General features: G+C 40.7%; 10 protein-coding genes, 1 tRNA gene and 2 rRNA genes (1 of these 13 running past the window's edge). 6 read left to right on the plus strand and 7 right to left on the minus strand.

Annotation, left to right across the window (positions count from 1 at the left end; translation table 11 throughout):
• Positions 1–669 precede the first annotated feature (669 nt).
• The 3 genes from murJ to PU02_RS00900 all read left to right on the plus strand — a co-directional run bounded on the left by murJ (position 670) and on the right by PU02_RS00900 (position 4,677).
• Entirely contained in the window at positions 670–2,235 is a 1,566-nt protein-coding gene (murJ, locus tag PU02_RS00890) for a murein biosynthesis integral membrane protein MurJ (protein WP_236824013.1), read from the plus strand.
• A 104-nt stretch (positions 2,236–2,339) separates the two neighbouring features.
• Positions 2,340–3,425 carry a tryptophan--tRNA ligase gene (gene trpS / locus PU02_RS00895; protein WP_053943673.1) on the plus strand — a complete coding sequence of 362 codons (1,086 nt, stop codon included), beginning with the start codon at positions 2,340–2,342 and terminating at the stop codon, positions 3,423–3,425.
• A 673-nt stretch (positions 3,426–4,098) separates the two neighbouring features.
• Positions 4,099–4,677 carry a NifU family protein gene (locus PU02_RS00900; protein ID WP_053943674.1) on the plus strand — a complete coding sequence of 193 codons (579 nt, stop codon included), beginning with the start codon at positions 4,099–4,101 and terminating at the stop codon, positions 4,675–4,677.
• Between the two features lie 152 nt (positions 4,678–4,829).
• On the opposite strand, the gene groL is transcribed toward PU02_RS00900, so the two are convergent.
• Positions 4,830–6,473, minus strand: a complete 1,644-nt coding sequence (gene groL, locus PU02_RS00905; RefSeq protein WP_053943675.1) for a chaperonin GroEL — start codon at positions 6,471–6,473, stop codon at positions 4,830–4,832.
• Positions 6,474–6,528: 55 nt separating this feature from the next.
• Positions 6,529–6,825, minus strand: coding sequence for a co-chaperone GroES (gene groES, locus PU02_RS00910; RefSeq protein ID WP_053943676.1), 297 nt, complete (start codon positions 6,823–6,825; stop codon positions 6,529–6,531).
• A gap of 244 nt (positions 6,826–7,069) precedes the next feature.
• Between groES and fumC the strand changes: the two genes are divergently transcribed.
• Entirely contained in the window at positions 7,070–8,458 is a 1,389-nt protein-coding gene (gene fumC, locus PU02_RS00915; RefSeq protein ID WP_053943677.1) for a class II fumarate hydratase, read from the plus strand.
• Between the two features lie 25 nt (positions 8,459–8,483).
• Here fumC and PU02_RS00920 read toward each other — a convergent pair whose 3' ends face one another.
• Entirely contained in the window at positions 8,484–10,112 is a 1,629-nt protein-coding gene (locus PU02_RS00920) for an alpha-D-glucose phosphate-specific phosphoglucomutase (protein ID WP_053943678.1), read from the minus strand.
• A gap of 197 nt (positions 10,113–10,309) precedes the next feature.
• Here PU02_RS00920 and PU02_RS00925 point away from each other — a divergent pair, with 197 nt between their 5' ends.
• Complete coding sequence (locus PU02_RS00925; RefSeq protein ID WP_053943679.1) at positions 10,310–10,837, plus strand: peroxiredoxin; 528 nt, start codon at positions 10,310–10,312, stop codon at positions 10,835–10,837.
• 119 nt (positions 10,838–10,956) lie between these two features.
• Here the strand turns inward: PU02_RS00925 and hisS are convergent, their stop codons facing one another.
• On the minus strand, positions 10,957–12,465 hold the full coding sequence (gene hisS, locus PU02_RS00930) for a histidine--tRNA ligase (RefSeq protein WP_236824031.1): 1,509 nt from the start codon (positions 12,463–12,465) through the stop codon (positions 10,957–10,959).
• A 29-nt stretch (positions 12,466–12,494) separates the two neighbouring features.
• On the opposite strand from hisS, the gene PU02_RS06905 reads away from it, so the two are divergent.
• Positions 12,495–12,851, plus strand: coding sequence for an NAD(P)H-dependent glycerol-3-phosphate dehydrogenase (locus PU02_RS06905; protein ID WP_053943681.1), 357 nt, complete (start codon positions 12,495–12,497; stop codon positions 12,849–12,851).
• Between the two features lie 372 nt (positions 12,852–13,223).
• Here PU02_RS06905 and PU02_RS00940 read toward each other — a convergent pair.
• The 3 genes from PU02_RS00940 to PU02_RS00950 all read right to left on the minus strand — a co-directional run.
• Positions 13,224–13,300, minus strand: a tRNA-Met gene (locus PU02_RS00940).
• Positions 13,301–13,404: 104 nt separating this feature from the next.
• Positions 13,405–13,519 (minus strand): 5S ribosomal RNA (rrf, locus tag PU02_RS00945).
• Between the two features lie 82 nt (positions 13,520–13,601).
• A 23S ribosomal RNA gene (locus PU02_RS00950) occupies positions 13,602–15,729 on the minus strand; it runs 683 nt beyond the window's last position.

Here is a 15,729-nt window from a genome sequence, read left to right on the forward strand (position 1 = left end):
AAATTCCGAAAAGTAAAAAACCTTGTAGCGTTTTTAAATTATCAAAATAGAAAATTAGATAAAGAGTAATATTTTATACAAGATGGTATTAAAAGGGAAAAAATATCCTCAACAATATTGCATAAAACACCAAAATTTTCTCAACGAGAAAGCGTATAGCGCCTGCAAAATACACCTATGCTTTATGGGAAAAACTTATACCAAGATAAAGTTCTTACTATATTCTCAAAAATTTAAATAGTAGCATTCATGTTTTATCGTCTTACAAATAGTTACACAACATAAAAATTCTTTAATAATAAACATACACTATAATAGTATTTTTGCTATAATATAGTAAAAATTAATTCATAAAATAATATTTCCTTATAGACATACTTTTTCTTATCATTAAAGAATGAAAAACCATAACTCTTCATTCTTGTGGATAATAGACATTCAATAAAATTTATTTTTTAAATTTTTCCCTTTATTTTGAAGACTATCGAAGTACAAAATCATTGTCCTACCACCAAACTTCTCTGTAATAGGAATAAATGATCTTCATTGACAAAATGATACTCATCAAAGCATATGGGTGTACTCATTGATTATCATATTCCTAGAGCACAGTTGTTCTCCATTATATGATATACTCAAAGGATTCTAACTTCAGTAAAAAGCATCTTTATGAACCTGGTTAAAAAATTCATCACTGTTGCCTCCGGAACCTTAATGAGCCGCTTATTCGGCTTTGTACGTGAAATGCTCATGGCTGCATCCTTTGGAACCGGGCCTGTTTCTGACGCATTTAACGTTGCTTTTCGTTTTCCAAATACATTTCGCAGATTCTTTGCTGAAGGTGCTTTTAATGCAGCTTTTGTTCCCCTTTTTTCAAAAAAAATTACCGAAGATGGCAAAGAAAAAGCCTGTCAATTCGCAGAAGAAGTTTTCGGGGTATTATTTTCAATACTCTTACTCCTAACAATTGTTATGGAAATCAGCATGCCCTTTTTGGTACGAACTGTCATTGCACCAGGGTTTGCAGAGGATGCAATAAAATTTGATGCTACAGTTCGCTTTACTGCAATTATGTTTCCTTATTTAACATGCATGTCTTTGTCTGCAATGATGGGAGGGATGCTTAATGCACTGCAAAACTATTTTGTAGCTGCTATTGCGCCTGTTTTTTTGAATATTATCCTCATTATTGTCCTGGCTTATGCTTGGATTTACCAATTAGACCCCTGGCATATCGGATTAAATCTTTCGTGGGGAGTGATGGCTGCAGGCATTTTTCAGTTGTTTCTCATTGCTATTGCTTTACGCAAAAGTGATATAAAACTCTATCTACGTTTCCCTCATTTCAGCCCTAATGTTCGCCAACTTTTAACTTTAGCATTTCCTGCTGCCATTACAGGAGGAATTACGCAAATTAATTTATTAATCAACACCAATATTGCTTCTAGCCAACCAGGAGCTGTGTCAGCTTTAGTTTACGCTGATCGTCTTTATCAAGTCCCATTAGGTGTTGTTGGAATTGCTGTTGCAACCGTTCTTTTACCAGAATTAACAAAAGCTCTGCGAAAAAAAATTACCAAGACGCTAATTCTTTACAAAATCGTGCTATTGAATTTACCCTATTTCTCGCCTTACCAGCATCCATTCTTTTTTCTTCTAATATCCTCTCCCATTGTTAGTTTACTTTTTGAACGCGGACAGTTTACACAAGAATCGACAAGTAGTGTAGCCTATTTACTGGCTCTTTATGGACTGGGATTACCTGCATTTGTACTCATTAAGGTTTTTATTCCAAGTTTCTTTGCCCGAGAGGACACTAAAACACCTATGATTTTTTCAGCTATTTGCGTTTTTGTAAATGTCAGCTTAGCTCTAACATTGTTTCCTCTCTTATCTGCACGGGGTATTGTTATCGCTGAAATTACCTCTGCTTGGGTCAACACAATTTTACTTTATGGAACTCTGATTAAACGTGGCTATTGGAAATATGATAAACAGCTGATCATGTGGATTGCTCGTCTCATTATTTCTATTTCTTTAATGGCTTCCATCTTATACTATGCTCGTGATATCCTGGCTGTTCCCTTATCTTCACAAACACCTTTTCTCACCCGGGCAACCACTCTCGCGGGATTAGTTATCGGCACTTTGTCAATTTATTTCACTCTTTGCTTCCTGCTAGGCACTAATTATATCACCCTCCTGCGCAAAAAATTGAAACAATCTTCACAATAATATATTTTGAGTATATCTTTCTCTTAGAAAAATGCTCTGCCATAACACTGCAGCCATATAACAATGTAACAGCTACATAGTATCAATGAAGAAAGGATTATCCTATGGAAACCTTCGCACCGCTCGTTTTTTCCGGTGTGCAACCAAGCGGAAATCTACATCTTGGTAATTATCTTGGCGCTATTAAGCAATGGGTTGCATTGCAAGAATCTCATAACTGCCTTTACTGCGTTGTTGATATGCATGCTTTAACGATCAATCCAGATCCTCTCATTGTTATGGAATCCACACGCTCAGCAGCAGCAGTTTTTTTAGCTGCTGGCATTGATCCCAAAAAACAGATTATTTTTAACCAATCGAGAGTTTTTCAACATGCTGAATTAGCATGGATCTTTAACTGTGTAGCTCGGATCGGTTGGCTTCAACGCATGACACAATTTAAGGATAAAGCCGGCAAAAATCGTGAACAAGCATCTCTTGGGCTTTTTGCTTATCCAAGTCTCATGGCTGCTGACATCCTGGTATATCGAGCGACACATGTTCCTGTCGGCGAGGATCAAAAACAACATATTGAACTAACACGTGACATCGCTCAAAAATTTAATAATGACTATGCTGACCGTATTGTTGAGTTGAATTATGGTCTCTGTATGCCAGAAAACAGACAGAAAAAATGCGCTTTTTTCCCTATACCAGAAGCTCTTATCGGTAAAGAAACGCCTCGTATTATGTCTTTGCGTGATGGTACAAAAAAAATGTCTAAATCAGATCCTTCAGATTTTTCACGGATCAATTTAACCGATAATGATGACCTTATTGTACAGAAAATACGTAAAGCGAAAACTGATCCAATGCCCCTACCAGATACCCTTAGCTCTTTGGAGAAAAGGCCTGAAGTAGATAATTTACTCGGTATTTATGCAGCCCTTGCAGATATGAGCAAAGAAAAAGTCTTATTAGAATTTTCTGGACAAAATTTTTCAATTTTCAAATCAATGCTTGCTGATCTTACTATCCATAGATTAGCACCAATAACGCGGGAATTACAGCGCCTGCATGAAGACAATGCCTATATCGATTCCATTCTACGCGAGGGCGCAGAACGTGCTGGTATTCTTGCAGAAAATACAATGAAACAAGTGCGCGATATTGTTGGATTTTTACAAAATACATCTAACCCTTCCCCATAACCAAAAAAGAGAAATTCTATCACCTTCCATATCTCTTCATGACACAATCCCCTCATATAATGGGCATATGTCCTTTTACTTTGTTGTTAGAGAAAAATACTGTATTATAGCGAGTTCCAAAATTGGCAGGCCAACTTCCACTTCCAGAGATAAAATTCTCTCTTCCATATAAACGAAACTGATCCGATCTTTAATAACTCTTCTGTAAAATGTAATGAATCTGATGGCCTATAGTGTCACATTCATTGTAAATGACTTTAGCTCTTTTTAGAAAAGAGATTTCTCTTTTTATTATAAGTAGTCCCATTATTTACTATCTTTGCAACATTTACTGCTATAATACGCTAAATCAAATATTTGCTACACTAAATAATGCTATTAACGAAGTATGGAATCTGTGGTGTAAAATTTATTAAATAGTAACAGACAGAAAACTCACTTATCAGAACCTGAAAAGATTGATAACGGTCGGAGGATGTCACTATCATCAATTATGATTTCTTGTTATTACAATGCATAGAAGAATATAAGCTGATCATATATAGAAAATATTTTCTTATATCTTTGTTATTTAGAATAATATTTCTCATAAGAACTGCAAAGAAAATATATCAAAAAGCTATGTTTTTATGTAAGAAATTTTGCTTAATTCTAACAACGAAAGGGGTAACGCATGTTTATTCAAACTGAGACCACACCTAACCCTGCAACACTCAAATTTTTACCAGGACGCGTTCTCCTCACGACAGGTGTTTTAGAATTTCGTAAAAATGATGAATCCACTCTTCATTCTCCTTTAGCAACTAAACTTCTTCAAATTCCTAATATTAGCGGGATTATGTTGGGTTATGATTTCATCACCGTCACCAAAAATGAAGGAGAGTGGCAACATCTTAAACCTGTAATTTTGGGAACAATCATGGAACATCTTTTATCCGATGAACCTATTGTTACAAAAAAGGCTAAAGAGCAGGCTCAAATTCATACGCTTAACGAGGAATTTTACGACGAAAAAGATGCTGACATTGTCTCTATCATTAAAGAGGTTTTAGAAACACGTGTGCGTCCAGCAGTTGCTAATGATGGTGGAGATATTACTTTTCGTGGTTTTGAGAATGGCGTTGTTTACCTCAATATGCGAGGTGCTTGTGCTGGATGTCCTTCCTCGACAGCCACATTAAAACACGGTATCGAAAATCTTTTACGACACTTTATCCCAGAAGTTCTGGGTGTTGAAGCAATGCCGCAGTAAGATTCTCGTAAATTTTATCGTCTCTGACACTATCTTTCACCATCGATCTTCAAAATTTCGTGTAATTTGCAGTTTTTTAAAAATATATGCCAAATAAATAAAAAAACGGGCCACTCAGCCCGTTCCTTATTTCTTACAATGTTCGTGGAAATTTAGAAATCCATTCCGCCCATTCCGCCCATTCCGCCACCAGGCATTGGAGGCATTGGTGTATCTTTTTTCGGAACTTCAGCAATCATCGCTTCTGTTGTAATCAAAAGACTTGCAATGGATGCAGCATTCTGTAACGCAGAACGCACAACCTTTACAGGGTCAACGATCCCCAAAGCGATCAAGTCACCGAACTGATCTGTCGCAGTATTATAACCAAATGTACTTGAACTATTCTCAAGAACTTTTCCGACAATAACAGCAGCTTCTGCACCAGAATTTTTAACAATCTGACGAGCTGGTGCCTGCAGAGCGCGACGCACAATGCTAACACCTGCTTCTTGATCTGGATTTTTCCCTTTAACAGTGAGAGCATGTGCAGCACGCAAGAGCGCTGTTCCACCACCAGGAACTATCCCTTCTTCCACAGCAGCACGGGTTGCATTTAAAGCATCCTCAACACGATCTTTCTTTTCTTTTACTTCAACTTCTGTTGCACCCCCAACACGGATAACAGCAACACCACCAGCAAGTTTTGCTAATCTTTCTTGAAGTTTTTCACGATCATAATCAGATGTTGTTTCTTCAATTTGAGCTTTAATCTGACTAATGCGGGCATTAATTTCAGCTTTTTGTCCAGAACCATCAACAATGGTCGTGTTTTCCTTAGAAATCTGTACCTTCTTAGCGCGTCCCAGCATATCTAAAGTAACATTTTCAAGCTTAATACCAACATCTTCAGAAATAACCTGACCTGATGTCAAAATTGCAATGTCTTCTAACATCGCTTTACGGCGATCACCAAAACCTGGAGCCTTAACAGCAGCAATCTTCAAACCACCACGCAGCTTGTTAACCACGAGAGTTGCTAAAGCTTCACCTTCTACATCCTCTGCAATGATAAGAAGGGGTTTACCTGATTGAACAACGGATTCTAGAACAGGAAGCAATGCTTGCAAACTAGACAATTTCTTCTCGTGAATAAGGATGTAAGGATCATCAAGATCCACCATCATCTTTTCAGCATTGGTCACAAAGTAAGGTGAAAGATATCCGCGATCAAACTGCATACCTTCAACAACTTCTAACTCAGTATCCGCTGTTTTTGCTTCTTCTACTGTGATAACACCTTCATTGCCCACTTTACTCATGGCATCAGCAATCATTTTACCAACTTCATCAGCGCCATTTGCAGAGATCGTTGCGACCTGTGCAATTTCTTCTGAAGTCTGAATTTTCTTTGCTTTTTGAGAAAGACTTTTAACAACCTCTTCTACAGCAAAATCAATCCCACGCTTAAGATCCATAGGATTCATACCTGCTGCTACAGCTTTCACGCCTTCTTGCACAATAGCCTGCCCCAAAACAGTCGCTGTTGTGGTTCCGTCACCAGCAACATCATTTGTTTTTGAAGCAACTTCGCGCAACATCTGCGCACCCATATTTTCAAACTTGTCTTCAAGTTCAATTTCTTTAGCAACAGACACACCGTCCTTCGTGATACGTGGTGCACCAAATGATTTATCAATCACTACGTTACGACCTTTAGGGCCGAGCGTCACCTTAACAGCATCAGCGAGAACATTTACACCGTGCAACAAACGCTCGCGAGCGTCACGGCCAAATTTAACTTCTTTAGCAGCCATCTAATTTCTCCTTGGAGTTATCCCAAATAATAATAATAAAAATTGAGAGGCTGGATTAGCCCAAAATTCCCATGATATCTGACTCTTTCATGATCAAGAGTTCTTCCCCGTCAACCTTAACTTCGGTTCCAGACCATTTTCCAAACAGGACGCGGTCTCCCTCTTTTACTTCAAGAGGAATACGCTTACCATGATCATCGAGAGCGCCGTTTCCGACAGCCACAATCTCACCTTCTTGAGGTTTTTCCTTAGCTGTATCAGGAATAATAATTCCACCAGCTGTTTTATTTTCAGATTCAACCCTGCGAACAACGACACGATCGTGAAGTGGGCGGAATTTTATGTTAGCCATGTTTTAAATCCTTAAAACTGAGTATAACGAATTAATTTTTTGAAATTTACTAGCACTCTCTTGTAACGAGTGCTAATATCTACGCTAGATATAAAAACGCTCCCTTGTAATGTCAAGAACTCGATGTAAAATAATTCAATCGGGGGATTCTATTATATATCTCCATTAAAAAATTTTGACCATTTTTTATTCTGATTGATCGATGCTAAGTAAATAAAAATTAGATCTAAATAAGGATTTTACCATGACTAAAATACGTCAAGAAACTGACAGCCTCGGAACGATATCGGTTCCTCAAAATTGTTATTGGGGAGCGCAAACTGCACGGTCTCTGCATCATTTCAACATCGGTACCGAAAAGCAGCCCTTAGCTTTAATATACGCGTTAAACCTTATTAAAAAAGCGGCAGCCCTTGTAAACATGAAGAAAGGGAAACTTGCTAAAAATATAGGTGACGCTATTGTTACCGCTGCTGATGAAGTTATTTCTGGTAAATTCGACACACATTTTCCTCTCTCTGTTTGGCAAACAGGCTCTGGGACACAAAGCAATATGAACGTCAATGAAGTAATAGCCAATCGTGCTAACGTTCTTTTGGGAGGAATACTCGGTGGCAAGACACCTGTCCACCCAAATGATCATGTTAATATGAGCCAATCATCAAACGATTCATTCCCAACAGCTCTTCATATTGCTGTTACACTGCAAACAAGGCAACATCTTTTCGAAATGCTTGATACTCTTATTGATAGTTTGCAAGAAAAAGAGAAAGAATTTGCAGATATTATAAAAATTGGACGAACGCACACTCAAGATGCAACCCCTATCACACTTGGACAAGAATTTTCAGGATATCGAGCTGCATTAGAAGCTAACCGCTATCGCATTGAGAAATCCCTTATTGACGTACAAATGCTTGCTCAGGGAGGAACTGCCGTTGGAACAGGCCTTAATGCGCCAAAAGATTTTGATATTGACTTTGCTGAAACAATAAGTTCCCTGACAGGAATTGGCTTCAAAACTGCTCATAATAAATTTGAAGCTCTCGCGCATCATGGAGCTCTTGCCAATTTTCATGGAAGTTTGAATGCATTAGCTGCTGATCTTTTCAAAATTGCTAACGACATCCGCTTCTTAGGATCGGGACCACGCTCAGGATTAGGTGAATTAAACCTTCCAGAAAATGAACCTGGTTCCTCCATCATGCCAGGAAAAGTTAATCCCACACAGTGCGAAGCATTGAGCATGGTTGCGTGCCAGGTCTTCGGCAATCATACCAGCGTAACATTTTCTGCTAGCCAAGGTCACTTTGAACTCAACACTTTTAAGCCAATCATCGGTTATAATATCCTACAATCACTCTCCCTCCTTGGAGATTCAATGAGTTCCTTCAGTACTTACTGTATTAAGGGGCTTCGCGCTAATCGAGAACATATTCATTCTCTCATGGAGCGCTCCCTTATGTTGGTAACAGCTCTCGCACCAGAAATTGGTTATGAAAAAGCTGCTGAAATCGCTAAGGCAGCCCATAAAAATGGTACAGATTTGCGTGAAGAAGCATTAAAAGCTGGAATTTCTGAGGCTGATTATGATCGACTGGTCGATCCTAAAAAAATGCTCTATCCACAATGATCCTCATTTTACGATAATCCTCATCTTATGTCACAAGATCAGGCTGTTCTCGACCCAAGTAGCGCTTCATCTTTAATATCTCAAGCGCTACTGAAAATAACCGTTCAAGTGCCTTTTGTGAACTGTAAACATAATGATGAGGATTACGCTCATATTGTTCAAGGTATAATCGTATGGTAGCTCCTGCTGTTCCTGTTCCAGATAAGCGCACCACAAGCCGTGCTCCATTATCAAAAAATATGCGTACTCCCTGCTGTGTGCTGATACTCTGATCAATTGGATCGCAATATGTAAAATCATCAGCTTTTTCAACTCGAAATTCAGCTATCTGCATCCCAGCTTGTGGCAAATGGACACGTAATCTTTCAATCATCATGTTCGCTTTTTCTGCATCTACATTCTCGTAGTCACAGCGCATATAATAAAAGCGCCCGTATAAATGCCAATGCTGTTGGACAATTTGCGCTACCGTCTTTTTTGTAACCGCTAAAAGATTTAACCAAAATAACACAGCCCAAATGCCGTCTTTTTCACGTATATGTGTTGATCCCGTCCCAAAACTTTCTTCGCCACAAAACGTAATTCGTCCAGAATCTAAAAGCGTGCCGAAAAATTTCCATCCCGTTGGTGTTTCGAAGCAGGGAAGTCCTTTTTGTTTTGCAACCAAATCAACGGCGCGCCCTGTTGGCATCGAACGTGCGACCCCCACTACACCTTTCTGATATCCCTTAATAAGATGTGCCTGATCAACCATAATGGCTAAGGAATCTGAAGGTGTGACAAATTGTCGACGACCAATGATAAGATTCCGGTCTCCATCACCATCTGAAGCTGCACCAAGATCGGGACCATGATCAGACATTAATAGATCATACAAACCCTTTGCGTGAACTAAATTGGGATCTGGATGTTTTCCTCCAAAATCAGGCAGAGGTGTGCCATTAACTACCGTTCCCTGAGAAAACCCCAAACATTTTTCAAAAATTTCTCGTGCATAAGGACCTGTAACAGCATGCATAGCGTCAAATTGCAAAGTCAAACCTTCTAAAACAGCCTGAGCAATATGGTCAAAATCGAAAATTTCCTGCATCAAGATATTATAATCAGCAACTGGATCAATAATATCCACCTGCATAGAACCTATAAAACTTTGCCCTTCTACATCTAGATCAATGTTTGGAGTTTCAACAATTTTATAAGAAGAAAGCTTCTGTGACGTTGCAAAAATGGCTTCACACAAGGTACTAGGTGCTGGACCACCATTTGCAATATTATATTTAACACCACAATCACCCTCAGCTCCTCCAGGATTATGGCTGGCCGATAAAATGATCCCTCCACGCGCATGATATTTACGAATAAGGTGTGAAACCGCAGGCGTCGACAATACTCCCCCTCGCCCAACTTTAACAGCTCCAACACCATGAGCAGCAGCCATCTTTAACACCCGCTGAATAAATATGCGGTTCATGTAGCGCCCATCTCCTCCAAGAATGAGAAGCTTTCCTGTGAGTGGACCAATATTGTGAAAAATTGATTGGATAAAATTTTCAATATAATGGGGCTGCTGAAAAACCGATACCTTCTTACGTAAACCAGATGTACCTAATTTTTGATCCTCAAAAGGTATTGTTAAAACAGTATGGATATTCATATAAAAATCTTTATTCTCTTCCTTAGCTATTCACACAAGAACTCTCTTTAACCAAAATCAAAGATAAATTTATTTAACACAATGTAAGCACAAAGGTCTTGCAAATTTGCTGCAATAAACTACTCTCCTAAGATCTGTCGTAAAAAGCAATCCTGTTTTTGCGATGAAACTCTGCAAACCATAGAGGAGGCGCAACCATGGTTAAAAAAAAAGTTCCTAATGTAACCTTCCACACTCGCGTATATGACGAAACAGCAGGTGACGGTAACACCTATAAATGGCAAGATGTAAACAGCGACACCTATTTCAAAGGGAAACGAGTTATTCTCTTCTCTCTTCCTGGAGCCTTTACACCTACATGCTCAAATTTGCAACTTCCTGACTTTGAAAAACTTTACGATGATTTTAAGAAGGTTGGTATTGACGAAATTTACTGCCTCTCAGTTAATGATGCATTTGTAATGAATGCCTGGAGCAAACAACAAAACCTCAAAAACGTCAAGCTTATCCCTGATGGCTCCGGCGAATTCACAAGAAAAATGGGAATGCTTGTTGATAAAAGCAACATCGGTTTTGGTATGCGATCATGGAGATACGCTGCTGTCATCAATGACGGTACTATCGAGCACTTGTTTGAAGAAGAGGGATTTTCAGATCATTGCGGTACAGACCCATATGAAATTTCGTCACCACAACATATTTTGAAAGTTCTTCAAGGCTCATAATAAAAACGCTTAAACTAATAACACACACTCCTTTAACAACGAGGAGTGTGTGTTGGCTTTCTTCCAGATAATAAGAATATTCCGAAGAGTGAGGCATCATTACTTCTGGTTTTGTTTTCTTAAATTAGAGATTGGTGCTTAGCTAAAATCTCTTGCACTGCTTGAACTAACTTGTCTTCATCAACCGTTATTTGCGCGGGGCGGCTTTCACGCCATGTTTGGTTGTCTTTAATCTGAGTAGCCAAATGTGCTCCCTCAATTAAATCCTTAATCTGCACTTTTCCCATGTCACGTTCTTGCACTCCTTGAATCACAACACAAGGCGAATGACGACGATCCGCATATTTCATTTGTGCCTTCATCCCTGCAGTTCCTAAATATAACTCAGAGCAAATCCCCGCACGACGTAAATTCATGACCATATTTTGATAGCAAGCGATATATTGAGGTTCTTTATCCATCACAAGTACTACAACTGGCCCCGTCCCCTCTTTTGCAGAAGAACATCCAAGAGCATGCAAAGCAGACATTAAACGTGAAACACCCATGGAAAAACCAGTTGCAGGAACCATTTCACTACGGAACCGAGAAACCAATCCATCATAACGCCCTCCACCCCCAACAGATCCAAAAACAACCTTCCGCCCTTCTTCATTAAGAACATCAAAAAGCAATTCAGCCTCAAATACAGGCCCCGTATAATAATCTAATCCGCGCACCACCGATGGATCAATCTTGATACGCTGTTGATAACCATTCTTTGCAAAAATAGTTTGCATTTCCTCTAATTCACGGATTCCTTCTTCTCCCTGAATAGTATCGCCTACTATCTCTTTAAGATGACTAAGAGCTTCTTCTGCATTTTCAGCATCACAAGACATCAAAGAAAGGATAAGATCACTTTCTTGATCGCTCAGGCCTGCTCCTTGTGTAAAATCCCCACTTTCATCAAGACGCCCCTTTCCTAAAAGCAAACGTACTCCTTCTATGCCAAATTTATCCAATTTATCCATGGCCCTTAAGACGCTTAAGCGTTTTTCAGTCTGCCCATTGCTCGTTAAATTAATCATCTCCAAGACGGCATCAAGAATCTTTCGATTATTTAAACGAATAACATAGTCATGCCGTTGGATACCTAATTTTTCCAAACTATCTGCAGCCATCATACAAATCTCTGCATCTGCAGCTACAGTTGGAGAACCAACAATATCAGCATCAAATTGCATAAATTGACGAAATCGCCCTGGACCAGGTTTCTCATTACGAAAAACAAAACCAAGACGATAACTACGATATGGCTTCGGCAAAATTTCAAAATTTTCAGCAAAATAGCGTGCAAGAGGTGCCGTCAGATCGTAGCGCAAAGACATCCACCGGTCGTCATCGTCCTGCAAAGAAAAGACACCCGCATTAGGACGATCTGCATCAGGTAAGAATTTTCCAAGAGCATCTGTGTATTCAAAAATTGGCGTCTCAAGAGCTTCAAATCCATAAAGTTCATAAACAGTACGAATTTGAGCAATCATTGTTTCCAACGCGCGCAACTGCGTACTCGTGCGATCAACAAAGCCACGTGGTAAACAGGCTTTTATTTTTCTTGTTTCATTGTAGGCATTTTTCTTTAGCAGCAATTTACAATCATACATCTTATATATTTGTGAATTACTTATGTTTAGCTTATACCCTTAATGAGTTCAATGAGTTTATCCAGAAACCGCAGGAGACTTATCAAACATTTTTAGGTTTATCCGGCGCAGGAGATTTATTTTTAACGTCGAATTCTTTTTTATCGAGGAACTATCGTGTTGGTTTAGGTTTAGCGTCTGGTATTTCTTTGGATTCTATTTTAATGGATCTTTGTGAAGTAGCTGAAGGAGTTAAGACTTGTGAAGCGATTGTTAAAATTTCTCGTGAGCATTGCATTCATACTCCTATAGCTAGAGAAGTTTTTGAGATTATAGGAGGTAAGGATCCTCTAGAGAGTATGTCTCTTTTGATGAAGAAAGTTTTTTAAGCGGCACGGTAGCACCATATATTTTCTTACATATGGTTATATAGCGATTTTTATTCCATGTATTTTTTGAGGATATGGGTGCTTTTTTGATTTATCTGTGAAGGAGAGTCTTAGCGCATGATTGGAGCATAGGAAGAGTTTTTTTCCGGGAGGTTATTTCAGATTTTTTAAAGGATAAATTGCTTCTCTTTTTTATTTCCGAGAAGAAGATCCCCTATCAAAAGATTTATGGCTGTTTTGATAAATTTTCATTTAAATTGTTTAACGAAGCAAATGCATTGTTTATGTGAGATTTTTGTTTCAGATGCCTCTTTTTTGGAAGGAGATCTGATAGTTTAACGTGAACTGCGGAGATTTTCTGGGGATATTTTTTGGTTGCGGGGGCAGGATTTGAACCTGCGGCCTTCAGGTTATGAGCCTGACGAGCTACCGGGCTGCTCCACCCCGCGTCACGAAGACTTAGTTAGAACGCATGCAGGACAGGCGTTTTTTATGGTCTACCATTTTGTTCATATTTAGAACTGTTATTGACATCTATTTATACCCTTAGCAGACCTGGCAGCGACTTACTCTCCCGTGTCTTAAGACAAAGTACCATCAGCGCTGGAACCTTTCACGGCCGAGTTCGGGATGGGATCGGGTGCAGGTGTTCCGCCATAACCACCAAGTCAGCGAAAGGTATAGATAGAAGGAGAAACTGGTTTTTTTGCTTTTATAATTATTGCTTGAGAATGAATAGAGGTAATGGGAACGATCAAGCCTATCGAACTATTAGTATCAGTAAGCTCCATGTGTTACCACACTTCCACACCTGACCTATCAACGTGGTAGTCTACCACGGTTCTCAGGGAATACTCGTTTTCAGGTGGGTTTCCCGCTTAGATGCCTTCAGCGGTTATCCCGTCCGTATATAGCTACCCTGCTATGCGGCTGGCGCCACAACAGGTCCACCAGAGATACGTCCATCCCGGTCCTCTCGTACTAGGGACAGATCCTGTCAATATTCCTACACCCACGGCAGATAGGGACCGAACTGTCTCACGACGTTCTGAACCCAACTCACGTACCGCTTTAAATGGCGAACAGCCATACCCTTGGGACCTGCTCCAGCCCCAGGATGCGATGAGTCGACATCGAGGTGCCAAACAACCCCGTCGATATGGACTCTTGGGGGTCATCAGCCTGTTATCCCCGGCGTACCTTTTATCCGTTGAGCGATGGCCCTTCCACACGGGACCACCGGATCACTATGACCGTCTTTCGACTCTGCTCGACTTGTCAGTCTTGCAGTCAGGCAGGCTTATGCCATTGCACTCAACAAACGATTTCCGACCGTTCTGAGCCTACCATCGCGCGCCTCCGTTACTCTTTAGGAGGCGACCGCCCCAGTCAAACTACCCACCATACACTGTCCTGGATCCGGATAACGGACCGCAGTTAGACATCCATGTCGATAAGGGTGGTATTTCAAGGATGACTCCACAAAGGCTGGCGCCCCTGCTTCAAAGTCTACCACCTATCCTACACATATCGACACAAATGCCAGTGTAAAGCTATAGTAAAGGTGCACGGGGTCTTTCCGTCTAACCGCGGGAACCCCGCATCTTCACGGGGAATTCAATTTCACTGAGTCTACGTTGGAGACAGCGGGGAAGTCGTTACGCCATTCGTGCAGGTCGGAACTTACCCGACAAGGAATTTCGCTACCTTAGGACCGTTATAGTTACGGCCGCCGTTTACTGGGGCTTCAATTCAATGCTTGCACATCTCCTCTTAACCTTCCAGCACCGGGCAGGCGTCAGACCCTATACATCGTCTTGCGACTTCGCAGAGCCCTGTGTTTTTGGTAAACAGTCGCTACCCCCTGGTCTGTGCCACCCTCTAACGGTTGCCCGCTAAAGGGTCACGCTTCTTCCGAAGTTACGCGTGCATTTTGCCGAGTTCCTTCAACGTAGTTCTCTCAAGCGCCTTGGTATTCTCTACCTGTCCACCTGTGTCGGTTTCGGGTACGGTCTATATGTGGGAGCTATTTCCTGGGATCACTTCACTGCAAGATCAATCCAATAAGACCTTACAATTTACGCAATCCGTCACTTCCCACAGGTCCACGAATATTAACGTGGTTCCCATCGACTACGCCTTTCGGCCTCGCCTTAGGGGCCGACTCACCCTGCTCAGATTAACTTTAAGCAGGAACCCTTGGACTTTCGGCGAGGGAGTCTCTCACTCCCTTTATCGTTACTCATGTCAGCATTCTCACTTCCGATACCTCCAGGAGCTCTCGCGAGTCTCCCTTCACAGGCTTACGGAACGCTCCGCTACCACTTACTCATAAGAGTAAATCCACAGCTTCGGTGTATGGCTTTAGCCCCGTTACATTTTCGGCGCAAGGACCCTTATTTAGACCAGTGAGCTGTTACGCTTTCTTTAAATGATGGCTGCTTCTAAGCCAACATCCTGGTTGTTTTGGGATCCTCACATCCTTTCCCACTTAGCCATAACTTGGGGACCTTAGATGGTGGTTAGGGTTGTTGCCCTTTCCACGACGGACGTTAGCACCCGCCGTGTGTCTGCCAGTCAGTTCTTCCAGGTATTCGGAGTTTGGTTAGGTTTGGTAATCCGGTGAGGACCCCTAGCCCATCCAGTGCTCTACCCCCTGGAGAATTCAACTAACGCTCTACCTAAATAGATTTCGCGGAGAACCAGCTATTTCCGAGTTTGATTGGCCTTTCACCCCTAGCCACAAGTCATCCCAATCTATTGCAACAGATACGGGTTCGGCCCTCCAGTAAGTGTTACCTTACCTTCAGCCTGCTCATGGCTAGATCACTCGGTTTCGGGTCTAATCCAACGAACTGAACGCCCTGTTCAGACTCGC

Origin of the sequence: Bartonella ancashensis, from assembly GCF_001281405.1 — a bacterium.
Classification (GTDB): Bacteria; Pseudomonadota; Alphaproteobacteria; order Rhizobiales; family Rhizobiaceae; genus Bartonella; species Bartonella ancashensis.